Raw genomic sequence first — 25,358 nt, forward strand, 5'->3', positions numbered from 1 at the left:
AGGCGACGCAGGTGTTGTAGAGGCCAAAAAAGAAGGCGCCGAAGCGCCTTCCAGGATTTTCTGTACCGCAAACCTCAATTTGTGTTGACGCCGGGGCCGATGTGCTTGGCGATAAAAGTCTGCAGCAGGTTGTAGAACTCGATGTTGTTCTTCTCGTCGTAGAAGCCGTGGCCTTCGCCCGGCTTGCTCAGCCACTCGTACGGCTTGTGCGCGGCATCGAGCGCGGCACGCATCGCCTTGGCGTGAGCAAACGGTGCGCGCTGGTCGTCCTCGCCATGAATCAGGAGCACGGGTACGTCGATCTTGCTGGCGAGATTGACCGGCGAGTTGGCCGCCAGCTCGGTGGGGTCGTCACCCATTTCGATCCGCAGTGCACTGCGACCGATCTTGCTTTCCTGGGTATCGCCTTTCTTGTAGCGCATCGCCATGTCGTAGATGCCGGCGTATCCGATGGCGCACTTGAACATGCCTGGTGCACGGATCGGCGCCATCATCGCCGAGTAACCGCCGAAGCTGGCGCCATAGATGCAGATGCGCTGGGGGTCGGCGTACTTCTCTGTGATCGCCCACTTGACCGCATCGATCAGGTCGCGCTGGATGCCGGTACCCCACTGGCGATAGCCGGACTGCTTGAAGTTAGCGCCGCGACCGCTGGATCCGCGGAAGTTCACCTGTAGCACGAGGTAGCCGCGACTGGCCAGGAACTGAGCATCATCATCGAAGAACCAGTCGTCCTGCACATCAGTCGGGCCACCATGCGGCACCAGGATCATCGGCAAGTTGGCCAGGCTCGCATCCTTGGGGATCGTCAGGATGGCTTCCAGCTCGGTGCCATCGCTGGTCTTGAAACGCAGTGGACGCCGTTCAGCCATCTTGGCCGGATCGATCCATGGCTCGGTGGAGAACAGCTTGACCACCTTGTAGTTCTTCGTGTCGATCAGGAAGTAGCTGCCGGGATCGCGATCGCTGCTGACCGAGAACAGCAGCTTGCTGCCGTCCTCGCTGAAGTTGATGAAGTGGACGTAGCTGCCGGGGAACTTCAGGCTCAGTGCCCGATGCAGCTTGGCCGGCGGCGAGTCGGCATCGAGGTATTTGAATTGCGGCACGCCGGTGGCCAGCGTGGTGGCGAATGGCTGATAGGGAGGCGCGGTCACCTCCATCGTGCCAATGCTGCTGAAGCTGTCGCCAGCCAGCAACTTGCGATTGCCACCATTCTCGTCCTGTTCGACCAGTGTGGCGGGGCCGCCACTGGCCGAATACGTCGCGTAGATTCGTTGCTGGTCGGGGGTGAAAAAGAGGGGCGTGAAGCTGCCGACCTGGGCCAGGGCCATTTTGGCCCAGCCGCCATCTTGCTGGTGGTACATGACGTAATCCCAATCGGCGTTACGACCATAGGCGTAGTGGGCCTTACCATCGGCACCGACCATGAAGCTCAGGGCGCCGACGTGGATCTGGCCGATCATATGGCGCGTGTTCTTGACTGCGTCGACGTCATAGAGCGTGCTGAAGTCTTTGCTGCTCCAGCTATACGTGGTCATGTAGAAATGGCTGTTGACCGGAGTCGGCACGCCAGCAACGAAGCCCGCGCCCTCATCGCCACCGCGCGTCGCCGCGCGGGTTCCATACGAGCTTTGGTAGCCGTACAGATAGTCCTGGTGTTTGCCGTCGAGGTCGGTGGCGATCACCTCGCCGGTTGCTAGCGGTTTGTCGATCGAGCCGTATTTCTTGCCTTTCTCCACCACCAGCCGGGTATTGCTGACCCAAGTGATGCCGATGGCCAGTTCGTACTTGGGTAGGCGCAGCAGGCTGATCCACTTGCTCATGTCAGCCACGTCATAGACCACCACAGCATGCGAGTCGCCATCATCCAAGTTGATGGCGAGATGCTGGCCGTCCGGTGAAAGGCTTGGCATCGACAACGGAGGATGCCGTGCAAAATCCTCCACCGGGATCAAGTCAGCCGCGACAGCGGCGACGGGCAACAAAAGGCACGCAGCGGACAACATGGTCCGCGCAAAACGGTAAGACATCGATTTCCCCCTGACACGCTCCGTGTGGTGAGCCAGCTCGTCTGGAGCGCAACGGCATGGCTGGATGCGGGCATCCCTGGCGATGACGGCTGTCTGATTCCCGTTTTCCCCGATACAGGCAGTGTCTATCGACGATTCTAGCGCTCGTGTCGGCAGGATCGGAAGGGGCTGGCGCCTAGTCCTTCCCGGCCCGCTACACTTGGCTATTGCCAGCCAGTCTTGCCCTCATGTCCCAGCCTTTCGTCGTTGACATCAATCCGGTCGCCTTCCAGCTCGGTCCGATCCAGGTGCATTGGTACGGGCTGATGTATCTGCTCGGTTTTTTCTTTGTCGCCGTGTTGGGCGAGTACCGGCGTCGGCGTGGGCGTCTGCCGGTCAGTCGCGATGCGCTGGGCGACCTGCTGTTCTACGGCATGCTGGGCGTGATCGTAGGCGGACGCGTGTGGTACATGCTGTTCTATGTCGATATCGACTGGATCTGGACCGCACCGCAGACGCTGTTCAAAGTGTGGGACGGCGGCATGAGTTTCCACGGTGGCCTGCTCGGCGTGCTGGCCGCCGGCTGGTGGTGGTCGCGCAAGCACAAGCTGCATTTCTTCGACACGGTCGATTTCGTGGCGCCGTTGGTGCCGATCGGACTCGGCCTGGGCCGGCTCGGCAACTTCATCAACGGCGAGCTGTGGGGCAAGCCCAGTGACGTATCGTGGGCGATGATCTTTCCGCACGCGCCGGATCGGTTGCCGCGGCATCCCTCGCAGTTGTACGAGATGCTGCTGGAAGGTGTGACGATGTTCGTGGTGCTCTGGCTGGTATCGCTCAAGCCGCGGCCGCGTTATCTGGTTTCTGGCCTGTTCGCGCTGCTGTATGGCTGCTTCCGCTTCGCGGTGGAATTCGTGCGCGTACCCGATGCGCAGCTCGGCTACCTGTTCGGTACGCAATGGGTGACGATGGGACAGATGCAGTCGTTGCCGTTGATCGTGATCGGACTGCTGTTGATTGCGCTGTCGAGGCGCGCGCCGACGCTGCCGCTCGCATCTGTTACCGCGAAGGCCTGAAACATGCGCGCCTATCTCGATCTGCTCCGCCATGTTCTCGATCACGGTACCGAGAAGACCGATCGCACCGGCACCGGCACGCGTAGCGTGTTCGGCTGGCAACTGCGCTTCGATCTCAACCAGGGCTTCCCGCTGGTCACTACCAAGAAGCTGCATCTGAAATCGATCGTGCACGAGCTGATCTGGTTCCTGCGCGGCGACACCAACATCGCCTACCTGAAAGAACACGGCGTGCGCATCTGGGACGAATGGGCCGATACGAACGGCGACCTCGGTCCGGTCTACGGCCAGCAATGGCGTGCGTGGCCGACCGCCGATGGCGGCGTGGTCGACCAGATCGCGTGGGTGATCGACGAGATCAAGCGCAATCCGGATTCGCGCCGCCTGATTGTCAGCGCGTGGAACGTGGGCGAGCTGCCGAAGATGGCGTTGCTGCCATGCCACAGCCTGTTCCAGTTTTACGTCGCCGACGGCAAGTTGAGTTGCCAGTTGTACCAGCGCTCGGGCGACATTTTCCTCGGTGTGCCGTTCAACATCGCCAGTTACGCCTTGCTCACCCACATGGTCGCGCAGGTCTGTGGACTGGGCGTGGGCGACTTCGTGCATACCCTCGGTGACGCGCATCTGTACAACAATCACATGGAGCAGGCGCGGCTGCAGCTGAGCCGTGAAGCGCGACCGCTGCCGCAACTGAAGCTCAGCCCGGAGGTGCGTTCGATCTTCGATTTCCGCTACGAGGATATCGCGATCGAGGGTTACCAGCCGCATCCGGCGATCAAGGCCGAGGTGGCTGTCTAGAAGCACGTCGACGTGCGCGGAACGGCCATCCAGCGGGTCCTTTCGCAACTATCTGCGCGGAGCCGCTGCAGCCGCATCCTGCTAAGATTCCACGTCATAGGCGGCGCCATCCCCAGGCGCAGGCCACCTCACTGATCAAGCCTTCAAGGACTCGTTATGGCTATTTCGCTGATTGCCGCCCTCGACGAAAATTTTGCCATTGGCCGCAAGGGTCAACTGCCCTGGCATCTGCCCGATGACTTGCGCTGGTTCAAGCAACTGACTACCGGCAAGAACGTGTTGATGGGCTACAACACCGCCGTGTCGATCGGTCGCGCGTTGCCGGACCGGGTCAACCTGGTGTTGTCGCGCCGCCATGAGGCACCGTTCCCCGGTCAGCTCACCGTGCGTTCGGTGGAAGAGGCGCAGGCGCGCACCGACAATACCGGCCTGATGGTGATCGGCGGCGGCATGGTGTTCGCTGAAGCGTTGCCGCGCGCTCGCCGGATGTACCTGACCTGGGTCGGCGCCGCGATCGATGGTGCCGATGCGTTCTTCCCTGGCGTGCATTTCAGCGATTGGACCGAGGTCTCGCGCGTGCATCACAAGGCCGACGCGGAGCACGCCTACGACTTCGACATGGTCGAATATCTGCGCAACGGCTGATGCCTGTTCCCGCCGCGTCGAAGCCAGTCATGCACGTGATGGCTGCCGTCATGCATGACGCTGACGGACGCGTGCTGCTGGCGCAGCGACCGGCCGGGAAACATCTGGCCGGCCTATGGGAGTTCCCCGGCGGCAAACTCGAACCCGGCGAAGCACCGCTGGCGGCGCTGGCGCGCGAACTTCACGAGGAACTTGGCATCACCCTGCAACGTGCCGAGCCGTTGATTCGGGTGCCATGCCGTTACATCGAGCGCGAACTGCTGCTGGATACCTGGCAAACCGATCAGTGGGAAGGCTCACCGCAATCGCTGGAAGGGCAGGCGCTGCAATGGCTGCTACCGACGCAGGTCGATCCGGCGATGCTGACCCCGGCCGATCGGGCGATCTTGCAAGCCTTGCGACTACCCCACCGTTATCAGATCACTCCGGCGGAAGTGCGCCCGGATCAGCGCGGCATCTGGTTCGAGCGGATCGGCCAGACGATCGAGCACGGCGCGCAACTGGTGCAACTGCGCCTGCCGTTATGGCCACGCGAGCTGGTCCGTGAGCTGGCTGCCGCGCTGCTGCCGCTGGTACGTCGGCGTGGCGCCCAGTTGCTGCTCAACGGCGACGTTGACGGTGCGCTGGCACTGGGTATCGGCGTGCAACTCAAGAGCGCGCAACTGGTCGCCTTGTCAGAGCGTCCGTTGCCATTGCTGCAATTGGTCGGCGCCAGCTGTCACGATGCGGCGCACCTGGCACATGCCGCGGATATCGGTGCAGATTTCGCCACCCTGTCGCCGGTAGCCGCCACTCCCAGTCACCTGCTAACGCCACCGCTGGGCTGGTCCCGCTTCCATTCTTTGGCGGAAGCCGCTGCGTTGCCGGTCTATGCGCTTGGTGGTATGGCGCCTTCGCTTAGCATGCAGGCCCGCCAGTGCAGCGGGCAGGGCGTGGCAGGCATTCGCGAATTCTGGCCCTAGCAGCGCAGACCCGTGTCAGCGCGCATTGGCCAAGGCCAAGTAGCGCTGATGCAGTTCGGCGACGGCGTGGTCCAGCGCGGATTCGTCGCCACTGTTCTCGATCACGTCGTCGGCCAGTGCCAGTCGTTCGGCGCGGCTGGCCTGCTGGGCCAGCATGCGCCGGGCCAGCGTTTCGTCGATGCCGTCGCGTGCGATCAAGCGTGCCATCTGCACCGATTCGGGCACATCGACCAGCAGCACGCGATCGACCCAGCGATAGTGCGCGATGTTTTCAGCCAGCAACGGAATCGCCAGCAGGCAATACGGTCCACGTTCGGCCAGTGCGCGCTCGCGCAGCCACTGGCGCACGCGAGGGTGAATGATCGCCTCCAGCGCCTCGCGTGCGGAGGGGTTGGAAAACACGTGTCGGCGCATGGCTGGGCGATCCAGTCGCCCCGCGTCGTCCAGTACGCCGACACCAAACGCATCGACCACGGCAGCGAGACCTGACGTACCTGGCTCGATCACTGCGCGGGCGGCCACGTCGGCGTCGTGCACAGATACGCCGAGCGCCTCGAAGCGCCGTGCCACTGCCGTCTTGCCGGCAGCTACACCGCCGGTCAACGCAATCACCACGGCATGTGGGTGTTCGTTCATCGCAGGCCGGTCAGCTGCATATAGCCCTGCAGCAGGCCATCACCGGCGACGAACCAGACCCAGCCGGCGGCGGCGATGAAGGGGCCGAATGGTATCGGGATTTCTCGCTCATGCTTGCGCAATGCGATCAGGATGCCGCCGAGCAGCGCGCCGATCAGCGAGGAGAGCAGGATCATCGGCAACAACGACACCGGCCCCATCCATGCGCCGAGTGCGGCGAGCAATTTGAAATCGCCGTGGCCCATACCTTCCTTGCCGGTGAGCAACTTGAACACCCAGTACACGCTCCACAGGCTCAGGTAACCGATGGCAGCCCCGATGATCGCCGAGGGCGCGGTGACGAACATCGGCAGCAGTGCCAGCAACAGGCCCAGCCATAGCAGGGGGAAGGTCAGTTGGTCGGGCAGCAGCTGGGTGCGAAAGTCGATGCCGGACAGCGCGATCAGCGTCCAGGTTAGCGCCAGCCCCGCCAGCGCGGCCCACGATGGCCCGAATTTCCACACGATCACGGCACTCAATACGCCGCTGAGCAATTCCACCAGCGGATACTGGATCGAGATTTTCGCCTTGCAGTAACGGCAGCGCCCGCGCAGCAGCAGCCAACCGAACAGCGGAATATTGTCCGACGCCGACAACGGGTGCTTGCATTGCGGGCAGTGCGAAGGTTCGCGCACGATGCCTGGCGGCAGCGGTGTTGTATCAGCCTCAAGCTCCAGCACATCATGCGCCTCCCGCCGCCAGTCCGCCGCCATGCGCTCGGGCAGGCGCAGGATCACCACGTTGAGAAAACTGCCCACCAGCAGGCCGAGCACACCGGCCAAGGCGATCCACAGGGCAAAGGGGAGGTCGGGCATGTGTCAGCCTTGTGTTTTGGTCCCCGTAGGGTACGGTGCTTCGTGTAGGAGCGCACCTCCGGACTTGATCTGGGAGACGCCTACAACAAAAAAACGGCGGGCAATGCCCGCCGCTCTTGTATCGTGCATTCGGTAGCCTAGAACGTGCCGGCGAGCTTGAAGATCGGCAGATACAGGGCGATCACCATGCCGCCGACCAGGGTGCCGAGCACGACCATGATGATCGGTTCAAGCAGGGTGGACAGCGTGTCGACGGCGTTGCTGACTTCTTCCTCGTAGAACTCGGCGACCTTGAACAGCATGTTGTCCAGAGAGCCGGATTCTTCGCCGATCGCGGTCATCTGCACCACCATGTTTGGGAACAGGTTGGTCTGTTTCATCGCCAGCTGCAGCTGGTGGCCCACCGAAATGTCGTCGCGCATCTGCTTGACGGCATCACCGTACACCACGCTGCCGGTGGCGCCGGCCACCGCGTCCAGGGCCTCGACCAGCGGCACACCGGCTCGGAACGTCACACCAAGCGTGCGGGCGAAACGGGCGATCGCCGAGTTGCGCACGATGTTGCCCATCACGGGCATCTTCAAGGCCATCCGATCGAGGAAGTGGGCGAATTTCACCGATCGCTTTTTGGCGATGACTAGTGCGGCGATACTGCCGCCGATAACGACAATCACCACCAACCAGTAGCTCTGCATGAATTCGGAGGCATTGACTAGGATCTGGGTCGGTGCAGGCAGCTGCGCTCCGGCATCCTGGAAGGTCTTGGCAAATACAGGCACCACGAACAGCAGCATGATCAGGCAGACCATGAATACCACCGCCAGCACCATCATCGGGTAGAACAGCGCCTTCTTGATCTTCTTCTTGATCGCTTCCGTGCGCTCCTTGTAGGTCGCCACGGTGTCCAGCACAGTATCCAGCACACCCGACGTCTCACCAGCATGCACCAGATTGCAATACAGCTCGTCGAACTGCACCGGATAGCGGCCCAGCGCTTCATGCAGTGCTGCGCCGCCCTCGATGTTCTGCTTCACATCGAGCAGGATGTTCTTGAAGCGGACGTTCTTCTGTCCATCGGCAATGATGTCGAACGACTGCACCATCGGTACGCCGGAGGCCATCATGGTGGCGATCTGGCGACTGAAGACGGCGACGTCGCCCGGTTTGACTGTGCTTCCGGTGGCGCCGAACAACGGTTTGGAACGCTCCCGCACGGTTTGCGGGTTCATGCCCTGGCGACGCAATTCGGCCTTGACCAGCGAGGCGTTCTTCGCCGGCATGTCGCCCTTCATGCGTTTGCCGCGCTTGTCCAGCGCCACCCAATCGTAGGTGGTCAGCTTGCTGACCTCGGCACGTTGCGCGCCGAGCGCACGTGTCTTGTCTGCGTTTAGCTTTGCGGTAGCCGTGGCCATGCGCTCTTCCCCCTGTTATTTAGTCCCGGAGCCGCCCAAGTCAGCGACTGGCGAGCTATTCGTACAGCTTATGTCATTTCTGCGGCAGTAAACCGTGGCGTCTGACGCAAGTTCGATGCTACGGATGTCCCATTCCGCGGCTCATTCCTTGGTCACGCGATCGATTTCGGTCAGGCTGGTCAGTCCATTCTTCACCTTGAGCAGGGCCGACGCGCGCAGGTCATTTACGCCAGCGGCCTTGGCCACCTCGCTGATCTGCAGCGCATTGCCGCCTTGCAGGATGATTTTCTGGATGTCCTCCAGCATCGGCATCACCTGATAGATACCCACGCGGCCCTTGTAACCCTCGTTGCAACCGTCGCAACCGACAGCTTCATAGACAGTCAGGCCGGCGTCGATGTCGGCCTGACTGAAACCCGCGGCCAGCAGCACGGCCGGAGGCAGGTCCATGGGTTTCTTGCACTCGTGAAGGCGTCGCGCCAGGCGCTGGGCGATGATCAGGGTGACCGACGAGGTGATGTTGTACGGCGCGATACCCATGTTCATCAGGCGCGCGATGGTCTGCGCGGCGTCGTTGGTGTGCAGGGTGGACAGCACCATATGGCCTGTCTGCGCGGCCTTGATCGCGATCTCCGCAGTTTCCAGATCGCGGATTTCGCCGACCATGATCACGTCTGGATCCTGGCGCAGGAACGAGCGCAAGGCGCTGGCAAACGTCATGCCGCGCTTCACGTTCTGCTGCACCTGGTTGATGCCCTCGACGCGGATTTCGACCGGGTCTTCCACCGTCGAGATATTGCGCTCGGCGGTGTTCAGCATGTTCAGGCCGGTATACAGCGACACGGTCTTGCCCGAGCCGGTCGGGCCGGTAACCAGCACCATGCCGTATGGTTTGTGGATGGCGTCGATGTAAAGCTTCTGCTGCTCCGGCTCGTAGCCGAGTTTCTCGATACCGATCTTGGCCGATGAACCGTCCAGGATACGCAGCACGATCTTTTCGCCGAACAGGGTCGGCAGCGAGCTCACACGAAAGTCGATCGCGCGGGTCTTGGACAGGTTGAGCTTGATGCGGCCGTCCTGCGGTACGCGCTTCTCGGCGATATCCAATTGCGCCATCACCTTGATACGCGAGGCAATGCGGTTGGCCATCTTCATTGGTGGACTGGCCACGGCCTTCAGCATGCCGTCCATGCGCAAACGCACCCGATACTGCGTTTCGAACGGCTCGAAGTGGATGTCCGAAGCGCCACGACGGATCGCGTCGACTAGGATCTTGTTGACGAACTTCACCACCGGCGCGTCGTCGTTGGCGTTCGCGTCGATGCCGGTCGATTCGACTTCGTCGTCGCCGACCTCGAGCTCAAGGCCGTCCAGATCCCCACCACCCATGTCGGGCATGGTGTCACGCATGCTGTTCAGCAGGCCCTCGATTACCCGCTGCAGCGAGCTGCGTTCGACCAGGATCGGCTCCACCATGCAATTGGAGTGGAACTTGATCTCGTCCAGCGCATGCGACTGCATCGGGTCGGCGATGCCGACAAACAACCGTTTGCCGCGTCGGAACAGTGGCAGCGCCATGTGCTTGGTGATCAGCGCTTCGCTGATCAGATCCAGCGGCATGGTTGCTGGATTCAGTGCCGCCACATCCATCATCGGCATGCCGAATTCGGCCGAGGCGATCTGGGTCAACTGGCCACTGTCGACCAGATTATGATCGAGCAACCAGACGCCCAGCGAGGCTTTCTGCTGGCTGCTATCGGCCATCGCCTTGCGTACATCGGCCTCCGGCAGCACCCCTTCAGATACCAAGCGGCGCGCCATGCCGGACAGACCTGCGAGCGACGGTTGTAACTGAGATGACATAACCTACTCGACCTTGCCCCTGTATGTAGTTGAATCTACCGCAGTCCAGCCCGCAGGTCATCCATTCCCTGCACCCGGAACCCGCCTGGATGATGCGGCGCACAAAGTTTTTATGTGCTGGCCCTTTAGTGTTTTGTGCCTCCCCCTGCAAGCAGAAGGAGGTTTGGAGGGGGTAAATCTCACGCCAAGCGCAACGTTGCCTAAGCGCTTCGCAGTGAACAGGGATAGGGAGAAAAGCACAAATCCCCAACTCATCCTCAACCCGCACCCAGCCTTCACGCTATGATCCCAGATCACCCGAGGGAGCCATCTGTTGAATCGCCTGAGCATCATCCTGCCCGCCAAAAACGAGGCGTCCGCGCTGGCCGCACTGCTGCCGCGCCTGCGCGCTGCGCACCCCGAAGCCGAGATCATCGTGGTCGACGACGGCTCTACCGACGATACCCGCAGTATCTGCAGAAGTAGCGGTGTCGAATGCCTGTCCTCGCCGTATTCAATGGGTAACGGTGCGGCGATCAAGCGTGGCGCGCGAGCGGCCACCGGCGGCATCCTCATCTTCATGGATGGCGACGGTCAGCACGATCCAGCCGACATCGTCCGCCTGCTTGATCAATTGAACAGCGGCTACGACATGGTGGTCGGTGCCCGTGACTGGAACAGCCAGGCCGGTGTTGGGCGAGGCCTCGCCAACACCTTGTACAACTGGCTGGCTACCCGCATGACCGGCCACCCAGTACTCGACCTGACCTCCGGCTTCCGCGCCGTGCGTGCGGACAAGTTTCGCGAATTCCTACACCTACTGCCGAACGGCTTCAGCTATCCCACCACCAGCACCATGGCGTTCTTTCGCAGTGCCTACCCAGTTGCGTACTTCCCGATCAAGGCCGCACAGCGTGTCGGCAAGAGCCACATCAAACCTATGCGGGATGGCCTACGCTTCCTGCTGATCATCTTCAAGATCGCCACGCTGTATTCGCCGTTGAAGTTGTTTGTACCCACCAGTGCGCTGTTTTTCCTGCTTGGTTGCGCGAATTACGGCTGGACCTTCTTACACGACGGAAGGCTCACCAACGGCAGTACGCTGCTGTGGAGTGCGGCGGTGATTGTGTTCCTTATCGGACTGGTGTCAGAGCAGATCACCGCGCTTACCTATCGACGTGACAGGTGAGGTCGTGCTTTGAAGAACACAATTAAGAAGCTCTTTGCTTTAGCGTTCGCTACAGTGCATGACGAATCTGTTTCTGAAAGGGATAGTGGCCAGAACGATTGGGCGGAATACCGAATTCGAGATTCTGGTATTGGTTTCATTACGGTTCACCGGGCCGATCCGAAGACACGACGCAAGAATGCAGTTATCCGGAGAGTTTGATGAAGCGAGCGTTGATCACTGGGGTCACCGGGCAAGATGGCGCCTATCTGGCGGAGCTGCTGCTCGGAAAGGGCTACGAAGTGCATGGCATCAAGCGCCGCGCCTCATCATTCAATACGAAGCGTATCGACCATTTATATCGTGATCCGCATGAATCTGATGTGCGTTTTTTTCTTCATCATGGTGACGTCACGGACTCATCAAGCATCATTCGGATAATGCAGCAGACTCAGCCGGATGAGGTCTACAACCTCGCAGCCCAGAGCCATGTGGCAGTATCGTTCGAGCAGCCGGAATATACGGCGGACACCAACGCGCTTGGTACGCTGCGCGTATTGGAAGCGATTCGCATTCTTGGGATGCAGCAGCGGACACGTTTTTATCAAGCATCGACGTCGGAGCTGTACGGCTTGGTACGGGAGACGCCGCAACGTGAAACTACGCAGTTTTACCCGAGATCTCCTTATGCAATTGCCAAACTCTATGCGTACTGGATTACCGTAAATTACCGCGAGGCTCACGGAATTCATGCGAGCAATGGCATCCTGTTCAATCACGAGTCGCCGGTCCGCGGGGAGAATTTCGTTACGCGCAAAATCACCCGTGGTCTAGCTCGCATCAAGCTTGGCCTGCAATCGTGCCTGTACCTTGGCAACCTCGATGCGCGCCGCGACTGGGGTCACGCTCGTGACTATGTGATTGCTCAGTGGTTGATCCTGCAGCAGGGCCAGCCAAACGATTATGTCATCGCCTCGGGTATCCAGCACAGCGTGCGTGAATTTGTATCTGCGGTAGCACGCGAGCTGGAAATCCCGATAGTTTGGCGCGGCACAGGCTTGGACGAACAGGGTCTGGATGTCGACGGACGCGTCATCGTAGCCGTCGACCCGCGCTACTTCCGTCCAGCGGAAGTTGACACGTTGCTCGGCGATTCTAGCAAGGCGAAGCTTGAACTCGGCTGGGAGGCTACCACCGGATTCGACGAGCTCGTTCGTGAAATGGCAGAAGCTGATCTACGTACTGCACAGCGGGATGCCCTCGTTACCAAACACGGCTATCGCGCCGACGACTTCAACGAATAGCATTAATGCGCATTGCTAAAAACATGGCAGCGGCAATGGCCAACTCGGTCGTTGTTGCGCTGATCAACATCCTCGCACTGCCGTTCTATCTACGCTATCTCGGCATGGAAGCCTATGGATTGATCGGCTTTTACGCAATGCTGCAGGCGGTATTGCAGGTACTTGATGTTGGGCTCGCACCCACCGTCAGCCGCGAAATAGCGCACAACGCCGAGGTCGGCGAACAACGGCGGTCCGCGTCCCTGCTGCGGACGCTGGGTGTGGTCTACCTCGGTGTCGCGTTCGCGATAGCCACTTTCGTTGCGCTGGCTTCGCCGTGGATCGGAGCGCACTGGCTGCAGGCAAAGCAGTTGCCCGAGGTGACAGTCGTACAGGCGGTTGCGTTGATGGGCCTTAACCTCGCATGCCGCTGGCCGATAAGTTTGTACAACGGCGCACTCATCGGTGCGCATCGTCTCTCGCTTTCCAGTGCAGTGAGCATCACGATCAACATCGCTGCAGCCGTGACGACGATCTGCGTTCTCGCATTCGGCCCACGCAGTATTCTCGTGTTCTTCCTTGTGCAAGCAGCATTTGGCTTGCTGTACGCGATGGTCATACGCAACGTCGCGCGGCATGTCATCGGTGAGCGGGATGCGCCATGCGACTTTGGCGACCTGCGACGGGTATGGAGATTTTCGGCTTGGATGGGCGGTGTTGCCATCACCTCGCTGTTCTTCACCCAGCTCGACAAGGTATTGCTTAGTAATCTCATCAATCTCGAATCCTTTGGTCATTACATGCTCGCGGTTCTGCTGGTAAGCGGGATTCAGATCGTAATCGGCCCAGTGTTCAGCGTGATCTATCCGAAATTCACCACGTTGCTCGCGCGCAACGACCAATCGTCTCTTGCCCGTTTCTACTCAGATACGAGTCGCATGTTCGCGGCAGTGGTGTTTTCGCTTGCGCTAGGACTGGCATTACATACTCGAGCGATTGTGACCTTGTGGACTGGCCGGCCGGATGTCGCGTTGGACGTAGCGCCAATCGTTGCATTGCTGGCTACCGGTTCCGCGCTCAATGGCATCATGTATTTTCCATACGCGCTTCAGATCGCGAGCGGGCGGCCACGCATTCCATTCACGATCAACACGGTGCTGCTGGCCTTGGCGGTGCCGACCATCGTCTGGCTAGTCACGCGTGAAGGTGCAATTGGCGGCGCGCTGTCGTGGGCAATGCTCAGCGTCCTATATGTCATCGTCGGCACGGTGGTAACGGGCCAGAGGATCGCCGAATTCGCTGGCGTCAGGTGGATCTCGCGCGACATCGCGGTGCCGCTCCTGCTCGCCTTAGTTCCGGCGCTGGTGGGCGCGTGGCTGGGTGATGCGATCAACGCGTCGGTGTGGATCGATACGCTCGTCGGGATATTCGCCGGCTGCATTGGAATCGTCGCTGGCGCGCTATACAGTCCATTTGCGCGCCAATGGGCGCGGGCGTTTCTTGGAGTTCAACGCAGGTCATGTCCGAAATGAGCGAGCCTTTTGTGGAAAATGCGTCCGTGCGCCAGCGACGTTTGTGTTTTCCGCCATCGGCGCCAGCGCTGCAGGGATTCCAACGTGTTGCCTATCTGTTGTTTGGCCTTGCCGCATTCCCGTTTTATTGGGTAGCAGGCGCAGTTCGCGGCGTGCCTGGTCTGCGGTTCCGGTGGAAATGCTTTGAAGTTGGTGTGCGTCTTCTGTTTGTGCGTGGACATCTCGCAGATGCATATCACTGCATCGTTGCACCAATGGATTCAGTCAGGTATTTCGAGATGGACTTCTTCTGGCGGCGAGCACAGGCGCTGCAGCCTGCTCGCGTGCTCGACGTCTCATCACCGCGTTTGTTCACGCTTCTGCTTCTGCGCAGTGATCAGTGGGTGCGGGCCGATCTGCTGAATCCCGATGAAAAGGACCTCGCCCGTACGAGTTCGCTTGCGCAGGCGTTGCAGGTCGATGCGCGCTGCCGCTTCCTGGAGCTTCGTATCGACGCGCTCCCGGTGGATGCGTCGAAGTATTCCCTGGTCGTGTGCATGTCGGTACTCGAACACATTGTCGAGGATATCGAGGCGTTACGTATCATGTGGGGCCGCGTCGAGCCGGGTGGTCGCCTGTTGCTATCAGTGCCATGCTCACACAATGCCGTTGATGAATTCACGAATGTCGACGAATATGGGTTGCTCGAGCACGACCATGAAGGATTTGTTTTCTGGCAGCGTTATTACGATGAGGCACGGTTACAGGCGCTGTTTGCCGTCACCGGCGAGCCGGTGAGCCGGGCCATCTATGCCGAACGCAACCCTGGCGCTTACGATGCAGACGTCTACGCCAAGCGGACGAATTCGCATTATCCACGTTGGCGCGAGCCGTACTCAACGGCGAAGACCTACGCGTACCGCGATAATGTGGCTAATCTACCTGGCATGGGGGTTGTGGCCATGGAGTTCACGAAACCGACAGTGACTGAAGAGCCATGACGCGCATGAACAATGCAATTCCGTGGGCCGAACCTACTCTGTGGGGTCGGGAAGAGGAGTACGTAGTCGATGCTTTGCGCTCCACGTGGATATCTGGCGGTCCCTATGTTGACCGTCTCGAACGTGACTTTTCGCGTTTCGCGAAAACACCACAAACTCTTGCTGTAGCGAACGGTACTGCCGCGCTGCACCTTGCTTACCTGGGTATGGGTATCGGTGAGGGTGACGAAGTTATCGTCCCCGGGTTTGCCTTCATGGCAGCAGCCAACATGGCGCTAATGGTAGGCGCCACGCCGATATTTGCTGACGTTGATCCAGATAGTTGGAACATGACCGTTGACACCGTTGCTCCGCTGGTGACCGAGCGGACGCGTGCAATCGTCCCGGTGCATACGTATGGCAACGTGTGTGCTCTCGAACCGCTGTTGCAACTGGGGCGTGATCGCAACATTTTCGTGATCGAGGATGCCGCCGAGTCGATCGGCTCGACGTACCGTGGACGCATGTCCGGCACGCTCGCGCGGTTGGGTGTGTACAGCTTTCATGCCACGAAGACCATCACCACGGGCGAGGGTGGCGCTGTCGTCACGTCCGATGACGCACTCGCCGAGCGCATGCGGCTCTATCGAAGCCATGGCGTGGCGCGAACTCGCTACTTGCACGAGGTTGCAGGCCACAATTTCCGGCTCACCAACCTTCAGGCGGCTATCGGCTGTGCTCAACTTGAACAAATCGACCGCATCGTTGCGAAGCGAGCTGAAGTCTATGAAGCTTACCGGACCTGCCTGCAGTCGATGCCGGGACTCACAATGCAGACCGTCGAAATGGATGTCTCGCCCGTGATGTGGGCGGTTGGCGTGCGCTTGGATGCGGCCAAGTATCCACAAGGCCGGGATGCGGTGATGGATGGCTTGTCAGTGCTGGGTATCGAGACACGCCCGGGATTCTATTCCGCCAGTGCGATGCCGCATCTGTACGGACCCCAGAGTTTGCCTGTGAGCGAAGCGCTGGCGTCGTCTATCCTTGTTCTGCCCTCGAGCCCGACCCTCGACGCGCCTCGCATCCATCGCATTTGCGACGCCTTGGCGTCGCTCGCGCACTGATCATGAGCGAAACGACTGCGATTGAGTGCATCGCCTTCCGGCCAGGGTGGGAATGTGGTCTCGCACGCTTCTTTGCGGCGTTGGACGAGGAAGGCGACGACGCTTTTTTCCACCCGCACAGGTGGGATAAATCGACGCTACGCTCGCTAGCGCGCAACGCTGGCACTGATCTGTATTATCTGTTTGTGCAATCGCGCAATGTGCTTGCGTATGGGCTTCTTCGAGGGTGGGACGAAGGCTACGTCATTCCCAGTCTTGGTATCGCCGTTCATCCGGCCGCGCGGTCGGCTGGGCTCGGAAGCCTGATGATGGAATACCTTGAGGTAATGTCGCGGCATCGTGGTGCCCCGGCCGTGCGCTTGCGTGTTCACAAGGTAAACGTCCACGCATGCAGAATGTATATGCGTCGCGGGTATCGCCTAACTCCGGACGAAGGCGATGAGCGCTTGCTTGTTGGCCTCAAAACTTTCGATAGGGTTGCGACGTGAGTATCGAACTCAGCATCTGCATTCCTACGCTCAACCGTGCTGCTTTCATCGGCGAGACGCTCGACAGCATCGTGTCGCAGCTAGAATCAGGCGTGGAAATCGTCATCGTCGACGGCGGATCGAAGGATGATACCGAGGTCGTGGTCATGCGTTACGTCGAGCGCCACTCCTGCATTAGGTACATCCGGCGTGGCGAAGATGTTATCGCATCGAATACGGGGTTCGATCGCGATTGCAGTTACGCCGTGGAAATCTCGGCTGGCACCCACTGTTGGTTGATGACCGATGACGACGTCCTCCGTGCGGGTGCGGTTGCGCGCGTCCTTTCGCAGATTCGCGCGGGGCACGACATTGCCATCCTGAGTTGCGAGGTGCGGGACCTGCAGCTGCGCGAAGTTCTTGTCGTGTCGCGTCCCGGTTTCAAGCATGATCGCGTATTCACGGCGGCCGAGTGGGACGACTTTTTCTGTAGCGTTGTTGTGCACTTGACGTTCGTCGGCGCTGTCATTGTGCGTCGGTCGTTGTGGCTGGCGCGTCATCCGGACACTTACTTCGGTACCGGTTTCGTACATGTCGGCGTACTGTTTCGTGCGCCAGTCCCCGGTACAGCGGTTGTAGTTGCCGAACCGCTGATCGTGATCCGCAACGGTAATGGGCAGTGGAACGCGAGGGCCTTCGATATCTTCATGCTGCGATGGCCGCAGTTGCTGTGGTCCTTTGACGGCATCTCGGATACCGCGAAACAAGCCGTCACTCCTCGTGAGCCGTGGCGGCTCCTACGAGTACTCCTGTTGCAACGTGCGTTCGGCCGGTATTCAATGCGCGAGTTTGAGACGGTGCGTGATCGCCTCGGGCCACCGTGGAAGCGTGCGATTGCGCGCGTTATCGCTCGCATTCCACTAGGACTTCTGTACTGGCCGGCGCGGCTCTACGGTCGCTTCAAACACGTCGATCCCCGCTATTTCGTCGAGACGTTGAATGAGGCGATGCGCGTCGCCATCAAGCTTCGGACGTCCTCTTCCGGATGAACACCTGAATGTCCTCTCTTTCGTATACTGTCATCAGCTGTTGCCGCATCTGCGGTGGCACCGAACTCGCCCCTGTGCTCGACCTCGGCGAACAGATGCTTACCGGAGTATTTCCACGCACTCGGGATGAGTGCGTCACGATTGGTCCGCTTCGCCTAGTGAAATGCATGGGCGATCAGGCTTGCGGTTTGCTGCAGCTGGAACACTCTTTCGATCTCGGGGAGATGTACGGCGACAACTACGGGTATCGTTCCGGCCTCAACCAGAGCATGGTGTTGCATCTGCGCGAGAAAGTCCGTCGCATCGCTCATTGGGTGGATCTGCACGAGGGCGATCTGGTACTGGATATTGGCAGCAACGACGGCACCACCTTGGCGGCCTACCCTGCAGCAGGGCTGGATTTGCTCGGCATCGATCCCACTGCGCGAAAATTTCGCGAGTACTACCCAGATCATGTGGATCTGGTGGCGGACTTCTTCTCGGCCGCCGTGGTGCATGCAAGTCGCCCCGGCAAGCAGGCGAGGGTGGTCACTTCATTCTCGATGCTCTATGACTTGGAATCGCCGCTGCAATTCATGCGCGAGATTCACGAGGTGCTGGCCGACGATGGCGTCTGGGTGTTCGAACAGAGCTACATGCCAGCGATGCTGGAGATGAATGCCTATGACACGGTCTGCCATGAGCACCTGGAATACTACGCATTGCGCCAAGTGAAGTGGATGGTCGACCGGGCTGGTTTCCGAATCATCGATGTCGAATTCAACGATATCAACGGAGGGAGCTTTTCGGTGACGGTCGCCAAGACGGCATCCGGGTTGCCCGAGAGCAACGATCTTGTACGTGTGTTGCAGCATGAGGTCGACCTGGGACTCGATACGCTGGCGCCCTACCAGGCCTTCGCGGCGCGGGTTGCCGCATCCCGACAGGAACTACGGGATTTTACCGATCGGGCCCGCCGCGAAGGTCGCAAGCTGGCCGCGTTGGGCGCGTCGACCAAGGGCAACGTATTACTTCAGTATTGTGGCCTAGACTCCGGTGCGGTTGCCGTGGTCGGCGAGGTCAATCCTGAAAAGTATGGCTGCTATACGCCAGGTACGTGGATACCGATTCGACCGGAGTCAGAAGTTCTCGCCTCGAAGCCCGATTATCTCGTCGTGCTGCCCTGGCACTTCCGGGCTTTCTTCCTTGGGAATGCCCGATTTGCCGGAATGCGGCTATTGTTCCCATTGCCAAAACTCGAGGTCGTCCAGGTTGCAGAGGTCGGCGAATGAGTTGGTCGGCAGGTTGTATGCCTGAGTCTCAGCCTGTTTGGGTCAATGCACGGATCGCATTCCGCGGGAGACCCTGAGTGAGCCATATCCCCGCTTCGCCGCAGATCGAGGGATCATCCGGTGCGGATGCTGCTGCAATGAATGCCATTGCGCGCGCTGTCTGTTTCTACCTTCCGCAGTTTCATCCCATACCCGAGAACGATCTCTGGTGGGGTGACGGCTTTACGGAGTGGGCGAATGTGGCTTCGGCGACGCCCCGTTTCAAAGGACATTACCAGCCGCATCTGCCTGGCGCGCTGGGTTTCTACGACCTGCGCCTGGAAGAAGCCCGGATTGCGCAGGCGGCCTTGGCCGAGCGCTTTGGCATTCATGGCTTCTGCTACTACCACTATTGGTTCTCGGGACGACGCCTGCTTGGCCGTCCGCTGGACGAGATGCTCGCCTCGGGCAAGCCGGATTTTCCGTTTTGTCTGTGCTGGGCGAATGAGACTTGGTCTCGGACATGGAGTGGTCGTGAGCATGATGTACTGATTCGTCAGGAGTATTCGAGCGAGGACCATGACCAGCACATTGCGTGGCTGGCCCGGGTATTCGACGATCGCCGCTATATCCGGGTCAACGGTCGCCCACTGTTCCTGATCTATCGGCCCGAGAGCATTCCCGAGCTTGCGAAGGTGCTAGATGAATGGAAGAACTACTGCAGGAGGGAGGGCTCGGCGGAACCTTTCTTCTGTGCGGTAAGCACCGGTTTCTCGACGCTTGACGACGAGGCGATGCTCGCATCGGGCTTCGATGCCATCGTGAACTTCGAACCGAACCGTCAGCATTTTCCTGCTGTCAGGAATGCGACTGGCCATGCCGTGTCGCTGGCTCGGCGGGTATTGCCGCGGCGCTGGTACGACGCATTGCGCAACAGCAAGTGGCTGGCGCAGGGACACCTCAACACCGTGGTCAACTACGCAGCTTACGTTGATGCCAGTATTGAGAGGATTCCATCACGCACGCACCCGACGTTTCCGTGCGTGTTCCCTTCATGGGATAACAGTGCCAGAAAGGTGGCCGCAACGATCATCCAGAACCATTCGCCGGCGCAATACGTGCGCTGGCTAGAAGATGCGCTCGGTCGCGTTTCCGCGTACCCGCCTGGGTCACGACTGGTGTTCATCAATGCGTGGAATGAATGGGCTGAAGGATGTCACCTTGAGCCCGATAGCAAGCACGGTACGGTATTTTTGGAGGCTACCAAAGAGTGCCTTGACAGGCATACCCGGTCTATTTTGAAGGATTAGAGGCGCAAGTGGCCTACATCGGACGTGAGGCGGGATCTATGTATGGAGCAATGCGCGAGTCGAATTTCATCACTTTGTCAGTACGAATGTACATTGGGTGATGCTCGACTGCTCTTGAAAGAACTCGCAGCGGCGGAAGCCGAGCGAACTGTACTTCTCCCGCATCCATTGCTCGGGTATCCACGTTTCCCCGTAGAAATCCTCGGTCAATTCGCCACCGCCGCCCGTGGGGAAAAACTGGAACAGGCCATCGTCATAACGTTGCTCGATCTGATCAAGGCTGGCGTGCGATGTGACTTGCTCATGCACGTTGCCGCGTCGAAGCAGCTTGTAGATGAAGCCGAGTCGTTTGTGCAGGCGGAGTCTTTCGATTTGCCATTTGCCGCGGGTCGTGAAGATCAAGGTTCCACCCGGCACCAGCAGTTCGCCGAGATGCTGGATCCAGCCGATGCAAGCTTTCTCGCTGAGATGGGAGAATACGGAAAACGCTATGCAACAGTCCGCGGAAGCCATTTCCAGCGGCAGCGGCGGTTGCGCATTGGTATGCACCACATTGAAAGGGGGCTTCAAGCTACGTGCGCACTCGACTGCATCGCTGAGACAGTCAAGCAGCAGCAGGCGGTCGGCATCCACTTCTCTCAAGAAAAAGCGCGTGACACGACCCCAGCCACCGCCGAAGTCGACCAACCTATAGCGCCCAACGCTGGCCGTCGGCATATGTTGGAGAGCGAACTTGTAGAAATCAAATGCCTGTCTCAGGTTGGCGTTGCCGTGCATGCCAGTGAAACGTACCTGTACATCCGAGGGAGGCAACCCTGGGATGTCGATTTTTGACTTTTCTCTGTATGTGTGTGGGTCAAGGTTCGCAGCCAGCCACTGTTCGTCCGAAAGGGTATTCATATCCTTGGATTTTCCTTATGGATGAAGCGGCAGAGATGCCGGTGGATGATTTTGACAGATCGGACCGACGGCAGGAAACCGAAGTCGCATATACGACGGGGTAACTGGCGGCATTGTGACTAGCGGGTGAGTCGGATGCACTGGATGAATTTCTATCAATAGTCTTGCCCGCGAGACATATAATCCGGGCTCGATGACTTCCGCGTTGCCTGGGGTTCGATCAGGCAATTCGGCTGCAAACGGACAATTCCATGCGCCGAATCAGAACAATTGCTAAGTACATCAGACGAACCCCATGCCACCCGCAGTGGCTGCTTCCAGTACAGACGTTGAGGTCGGACACTGCCGGATTAGCCGGCAAGGTACTCGATGTGGGCTGTGCAGACAGGTGGGTCGAATCCCGCTGCTTGGCAGGTGCCCAATACATCGGCCTAGATTTGCCGATGACGGGGAAGGGGCTGTATGCGGCAGTACCAGACATATTTGCCGATGCGGCAAGGCTGCCGTTGATTGACGCGAGCATCGACGCTGTCGTTTGCCTGGAAGTGCTGGAACATGTCAGTCATCCGCAGGCTGCATTGGCCGAGTTTGCCAGGGTGTTGAAGTCCGGAGGCGTGATGATCTTCAGCATGCCGTTCATGTATCCGATCCATGACGCGCCGTATGATTTTCAGCGTTTGACGGAATATGGATTGCGGCGCGATCTTGACGCAGCCGGGTTCGACATAGTCCGTATGGAAAAGCTGGGACATGCAGTGCATGCAGCGGCGTTGCTGCTTTGCCTCGCCCTCGTCGGCGGACTTTACGAGCGACGGAGATGGTTCGACTATTTGCGAGTGCCTTTGGTTGCACTCGGTGTGCTGACCGTCAATGTGTTTGCGAGGGTGGTTTCATGGGTGACACCGGACTGGGGCGCGCTGGGTTCGGGATACGAGATTCATGCGCGACGGCGCTGAGCATCTTGATTGACGCTGGGCCAAACGTTGGCGCAGCAGTGTCACTTTGTGATTCGTGGTACCCCGTGACGCAGCAGCAACAGCAACTTTCTCGGCAACGGTGAGAAAACGCGGAAGTATGCTCGCGCCGGTGTGCTCCTTACGTCACGTACCTGACGTCTCAAGATGCGTAGCGTTTTCCATTGATGCCAGAGTGCCCTAGGCACATTCGCATAAATATCAAAAAAGATGCGATGGTTCATTCGGATTGCGCTGACGATCATTCCTTCAAGTAGAACAATGATCAAGTGGATTGCCAGAAGCGGCCACATCAGCGGCGTTGGCGTGAAAATGAAAAGCACGAAGGTCTTGTTGCGCTCGCTCAGGCGTCTTCTCCTTACGCTGCTCTTGAGCCGGTTCCCATCGACGCGAGCCCCGCCAAAACTAGTGCCAAGGCGGTGACGAAAGCCGCTTCCCCTGGCAGTACGCACGCCCACACTGCACGAGCGGGCAAAGCAACACAGATAGAGATCTTCGGCAATCGACTCCATCCATTCCGGGAAGCCCCCGAGCGTGTTCCACAGACTGCGTGAGATCCACAGACAAGCACCAATGGCCATGGCCACTTCGGTGCGCTTCGGGTCAAGGTTGGGGATAGGGTTGTAGAACGGATCAAGCATGCAGCCACGATCAACCAGAATCCCGGTGAGCCAGTCATATTGCGGCAAAGTGAGGATGACGGGGGAGGGCTCGCCCAGCGTTGTATCCATCAGCGTAGAAAGAGCATCGGGAAAGAGAGCGGCATCGTTGTTCAGTAGCAGGATGTATTCGCCACGGGCATGTGCCGCCATGCGGTTGTTGCTGATGCAGAAGCCCACGTTTTTTGCGCTGGCTAGCACTTCGACCTGTGGATAGCGGTCACGCAGTAGAGCCAGAGAATCGTCAGTCGACGCATCGTCGTGGACGATGATCTCGACAGAGAAGTCGCCGTGCTGGGCGAGCACAGAATCCAGGCAGTCGGCCAGCAACGCCACACCGTTATAGTTTGCAATGCATACCGAACAGACCGGAGCTTCCGGACGGTTCACCGCAGGATAGTGTTGAACCACGCCCATGTATTTGCGATTCCTTCGTGCAGCGATGTCGTTGCGCTCCAGCCGTAATGCTGGCGGGCAAGGTTCGCGTCCATCACCACCCGCGGCGTATCCACCGAGCGACCAGTGTCATAGGAACGTTGCAACGGTCGACCGGTGACGGCCTCCATCACATTGAACAGTTCATTGAGGCTTACCCCGACACTACTGGCAGCGTTAAGTACTCGTGCCCCGCCCGACATCGGCGTGGCCAGTGTGGCGATGCACAGTGCTACGAAGTCCTCGATGTACAGATAGTCACGAGTGGCCGAACCGTCCCCCCATACCGTTAAGGTTTCACCGCGGCTGATCTTACCTAGGCCGGTAGGGACGATGCCGAAGCCAGTGCGTTCGTGCTGGCCGGGTCCGTAGATATTGGATGGCCGCAGGATGGTCGCGCCACCACCGTACTGGCTACACCAAGCGCCGATGAAGTGTTCCGCGGCGATCTTGCCCGCCCCGTGATAGGAGCGCGGTCGAACGGGGGAGGACTCGGTTGCGAGCTCTTCCGGCGCGGTGGCATACAGGCTGCCGCCGGAGGATAGGTAGAGCAGATTCGTCTGCGGATGCGCCTGCAGCGCCTGCAACAGGGCCACGGTCGGACGCAGGTTGTGCTGCAGTTCCGCCATCGCATGACCGGCCGAGCTGCCCGGCGTGGAACGCGACGCTGTATGAATCACGGCGCGACTGCGCTTGACCAGTGGCAGAAAATGATCGGATTCATCTGGTTCGCCAATGACGATTTCGACGTTGGCCAGAGCCAGGTCGATGGGTTGGCGGCTGACCGCGATCACCTGCTCGCCGCGCTCTGCCAGCATGCGCGCCAGATGTATCCCGACAAATCCGCCTGCGCCCAAGATCAGGATGCGATCACTCAATGCTGTCACTTCCAAGCAACCCTCTATAGATTCGAGTGTAGCGCTGCGCGCAGTCGTCCCAAGTACCGATCTCGCGAACGGCCCAATCGCGAGCCGCAGCACCGAAACGTCGGTTGGTGTCGGCGTTCTCCAGCTGCATCAATGCAGCACTGTATGCTTCCGTCGAATCGCAAAGCATCCCGGTCACCCCATCATCGACGAGGCTCGCATGAGCAGGCATGCGTGAAGCGATGATAGGTAGCGCGGCAGCCATGGCTTCCAGCATCACCTGTGGCCGCCCTTCGGCATGGCGACTGAGCGTGATCAACCCGCAGGCGCCGGGGAACCAATCAGTGGCCAGTTGCTCAGGTGCAGCCGCGCCGTGGTAGTGAACCCAATCCGGTACGGTGACGCCCTCCTGCATTGGTCCGAACAGGTGCAACTCGCGATCTGTGTGATGGAACAAATCCTGCGACCATTCAAACAGAGGCCCGATCTTGTCGACAGTCAAACGGGTCACTACCAACCAGCGCTTGGAAGCCTTGTCGGGGGAGCGCTGGATGGCGTACCAGTGTGGGCTGATCCCAAAAGACACGGGAATCACTTCGGCGACATCACCGAAGGCTGCCAACAGGGGCGTGTGCATCCATTCCGCATTCGGACATATCACCACCTTGCGTCTGCGCATGACCCGTCGCAGTAGGTGGCGCATGAGCGGCAGGCGCAGCAACTTCAGGTCATTGCCCAATACCGTGATCAGCGCCGGTTTGCCGTTACGCGGCAACGGCAGAGCGCATTGCAGCCAGTTAATATGGTAGACGTCTACGGCAAAATGGCGACGATAGGCGGCGGCGATCATGCGCAGCAATTTTAGAGGCGTGAGTAGGGTGCGCACGCCACCGCTACGCATCAGATGGGAAATGCCACCAGTTGCCATCAATCGCATCAGCCAAACCGTTTCCTGCTGTGTCGTGATCGATGTGACAGTAGAGGGCAATTCGCCGGGGGGCGCCCAGACCGCGAGCTTGATGTCACTTCGGCGGCCCAGTGCTGCCACTAGGTGCCGCATGAATACACCGCGCCAATCCGTGGCGTCGGCTGGATAGGACGTGCTGAGCAACAGCACGCGCAAGATCTCCGGTGAACCGCGGGAAGGT

General features: G+C 59.6%; 23 protein-coding genes. 14 read left to right on the plus strand and 9 right to left on the minus strand.

Going from position 1 to position 25,358, the window contains the following annotated elements; all coding sequences use genetic code 11:
• Positions 1–74: 74 nt before the first annotated feature.
• Positions 75–1,913: an alpha/beta hydrolase family protein gene (locus IE071_RS01790; protein WP_229792695.1), complete on the minus strand. Its 1,839-nt coding sequence runs from the start codon at positions 1,911–1,913 to the stop codon at positions 75–77.
• 344 nt (positions 1,914–2,257) lie between these two features.
• Between IE071_RS01790 and lgt the strand changes: the two genes are divergently transcribed.
• The 4 genes from lgt to IE071_RS01810 all read left to right on the plus strand — a co-directional run bounded on the left by lgt (position 2,258) and on the right by IE071_RS01810 (position 5,490).
• Positions 2,258–3,085 carry a prolipoprotein diacylglyceryl transferase gene (gene lgt / locus IE071_RS01795; protein ID WP_189439469.1) on the plus strand — a complete coding sequence of 276 codons (828 nt, stop codon included), beginning with the start codon at positions 2,258–2,260 and terminating at the stop codon, positions 3,083–3,085.
• A gap of 3 nt (positions 3,086–3,088) precedes the next feature.
• Positions 3,089–3,883 carry a thymidylate synthase gene (locus IE071_RS01800; RefSeq protein WP_189439470.1) on the plus strand — a complete coding sequence of 265 codons (795 nt, stop codon included), beginning with the start codon at positions 3,089–3,091 and terminating at the stop codon, positions 3,881–3,883.
• A 156-nt stretch (positions 3,884–4,039) separates the two neighbouring features.
• Positions 4,040–4,528, plus strand: coding sequence for a dihydrofolate reductase (locus IE071_RS01805; protein ID WP_189439471.1), 489 nt, complete (start codon positions 4,040–4,042; stop codon positions 4,526–4,528).
• Positions 4,528–5,490 (plus strand): Nudix family hydrolase, encoded by a 963-nt coding sequence (locus IE071_RS01810; protein ID WP_229792696.1) that lies wholly within the window; start codon positions 4,528–4,530, stop codon positions 5,488–5,490. The genes IE071_RS01805 and IE071_RS01810 overlap by 1 nt, the downstream gene beginning before the upstream one ends.
• Positions 5,491–5,505: 15 nt before the next feature.
• Here the strand turns inward: IE071_RS01810 and coaE are convergent, their stop codons facing one another.
• The 4 genes from coaE to pilB all read right to left on the minus strand — a co-directional run bounded on the left by coaE (position 5,506) and on the right by pilB (position 10,255).
• Complete coding sequence (gene coaE / locus IE071_RS01815; RefSeq protein ID WP_189439472.1) at positions 5,506–6,126, minus strand: dephospho-CoA kinase; 621 nt, start codon at positions 6,124–6,126, stop codon at positions 5,506–5,508.
• Positions 6,123–6,980, minus strand: a complete 858-nt coding sequence (locus tag IE071_RS01820) for a prepilin peptidase (protein ID WP_189439473.1) — start codon at positions 6,978–6,980, stop codon at positions 6,123–6,125. Before IE071_RS01820 ends, coaE begins: the two co-directional genes overlap by 4 nt.
• Positions 6,981–7,117: 137 nt before the next feature.
• Positions 7,118–8,392: a type II secretion system F family protein gene (locus tag IE071_RS01825; RefSeq protein WP_189439474.1), complete on the minus strand. Its 1,275-nt coding sequence runs from the start codon at positions 8,390–8,392 to the stop codon at positions 7,118–7,120.
• A gap of 141 nt (positions 8,393–8,533) precedes the next feature.
• A complete protein-coding gene (gene pilB / locus IE071_RS01830) occupies positions 8,534–10,255 on the minus strand; it encodes a type IV-A pilus assembly ATPase PilB (protein ID WP_189439475.1) in 1,722 nt (573 codons plus the stop codon).
• A gap of 313 nt (positions 10,256–10,568) precedes the next feature.
• On the opposite strand from pilB, the gene IE071_RS01835 reads away from it, so the two are divergent.
• The 9 genes from IE071_RS01835 (at position 10,569) to IE071_RS01875 (ending at position 20,376) form a co-directional block, all read left to right on the plus strand.
• Positions 10,569–11,423, plus strand: coding sequence for a glycosyltransferase family 2 protein (locus IE071_RS01835; RefSeq protein ID WP_189439476.1), 855 nt, complete (start codon positions 10,569–10,571; stop codon positions 11,421–11,423).
• A 200-nt stretch (positions 11,424–11,623) separates the two neighbouring features.
• Entirely contained in the window at positions 11,624–12,706 is a 1,083-nt protein-coding gene (gene gmd / locus IE071_RS01840) for a GDP-mannose 4,6-dehydratase (protein ID WP_229792697.1), read from the plus strand.
• A 5-nt stretch (positions 12,707–12,711) separates the two neighbouring features.
• Positions 12,712–14,217: a lipopolysaccharide biosynthesis protein gene (locus IE071_RS01845; RefSeq protein ID WP_189439478.1), complete on the plus strand. Its 1,506-nt coding sequence runs from the start codon at positions 12,712–12,714 to the stop codon at positions 14,215–14,217.
• On the plus strand, positions 14,205–15,197 hold the full coding sequence (locus tag IE071_RS01850; protein ID WP_189439479.1) for a class I SAM-dependent methyltransferase: 993 nt from the start codon (positions 14,205–14,207) through the stop codon (positions 15,195–15,197). Before IE071_RS01845 ends, IE071_RS01850 begins: the two co-directional genes overlap by 13 nt.
• On the plus strand, positions 15,194–16,300 hold the full coding sequence (locus IE071_RS01855; protein ID WP_229792698.1) for a DegT/DnrJ/EryC1/StrS family aminotransferase: 1,107 nt from the start codon (positions 15,194–15,196) through the stop codon (positions 16,298–16,300). The genes IE071_RS01850 and IE071_RS01855 overlap by 4 nt, the downstream gene beginning before the upstream one ends.
• Before the next feature lie 2 nt (positions 16,301–16,302).
• Entirely contained in the window at positions 16,303–16,788 is a 486-nt protein-coding gene (locus IE071_RS01860; protein ID WP_189439480.1) for a GNAT family N-acetyltransferase, read from the plus strand.
• Positions 16,785–17,816, plus strand: coding sequence for a glycosyltransferase family 2 protein (locus IE071_RS01865; protein ID WP_189439481.1), 1,032 nt, complete (start codon positions 16,785–16,787; stop codon positions 17,814–17,816). The genes IE071_RS01860 and IE071_RS01865 overlap by 4 nt, the downstream gene beginning before the upstream one ends.
• Positions 17,817–17,824: 8 nt before the next feature.
• Positions 17,825–19,087 (plus strand): class I SAM-dependent methyltransferase, encoded by a 1,263-nt coding sequence (locus IE071_RS01870; protein WP_189439482.1) that lies wholly within the window; start codon positions 17,825–17,827, stop codon positions 19,085–19,087.
• A gap of 77 nt (positions 19,088–19,164) precedes the next feature.
• The gene (locus IE071_RS01875) at positions 19,165–20,376 is read left to right on the plus strand and encodes a glycoside hydrolase family 99-like domain-containing protein (protein WP_229792699.1); all 1,212 of its coding nucleotides are present in this window, start codon (positions 19,165–19,167) and stop codon (positions 20,374–20,376) included.
• A gap of 69 nt (positions 20,377–20,445) precedes the next feature.
• On the opposite strand, the gene IE071_RS01880 is transcribed toward IE071_RS01875, so the two are convergent.
• Positions 20,446–21,276, minus strand: a complete 831-nt coding sequence (locus IE071_RS01880; RefSeq protein ID WP_189439483.1) for a class I SAM-dependent methyltransferase — start codon at positions 21,274–21,276, stop codon at positions 20,446–20,448.
• 251 nt (positions 21,277–21,527) lie between these two features.
• On the opposite strand from IE071_RS01880, the gene IE071_RS01885 reads away from it, so the two are divergent.
• Positions 21,528–22,232 carry a class I SAM-dependent methyltransferase gene (locus IE071_RS01885; protein WP_189439484.1) on the plus strand — a complete coding sequence of 235 codons (705 nt, stop codon included), beginning with the start codon at positions 21,528–21,530 and terminating at the stop codon, positions 22,230–22,232.
• Between the two features lie 41 nt (positions 22,233–22,273).
• On the opposite strand, the gene IE071_RS01890 is transcribed toward IE071_RS01885, so the two are convergent.
• From IE071_RS01890 to IE071_RS01900, 3 genes are read right to left on the minus strand one after another with little or no spacing between them, the layout of a single operon-like run.
• Positions 22,274–23,326, minus strand: a complete 1,053-nt coding sequence (locus IE071_RS01890) for a glycosyltransferase family 2 protein (RefSeq protein ID WP_189439485.1) — start codon at positions 23,324–23,326, stop codon at positions 22,274–22,276.
• Complete coding sequence (locus IE071_RS01895; protein WP_189439486.1) at positions 23,296–24,222, minus strand: NAD-dependent epimerase/dehydratase family protein; 927 nt, start codon at positions 24,220–24,222, stop codon at positions 23,296–23,298. Before IE071_RS01895 ends, IE071_RS01890 begins: the two co-directional genes overlap by 31 nt.
• The gene (locus IE071_RS01900) at positions 24,215–25,327 is read right to left on the minus strand and encodes a glycosyltransferase (RefSeq protein ID WP_229792700.1); all 1,113 of its coding nucleotides are present in this window, start codon (positions 25,325–25,327) and stop codon (positions 24,215–24,217) included. The genes IE071_RS01895 and IE071_RS01900 overlap by 8 nt, the downstream gene beginning before the upstream one ends.
• Between the last annotated feature and the right edge of the window lie 31 nt (positions 25,328–25,358).

It is taken from the genome of Rhodanobacter panaciterrae, assembly GCF_014651895.1.
In the GTDB taxonomy this organism is placed as follows: Bacteria; Pseudomonadota; Gammaproteobacteria; order Xanthomonadales; family Rhodanobacteraceae; genus Rhodanobacter; species Rhodanobacter panaciterrae.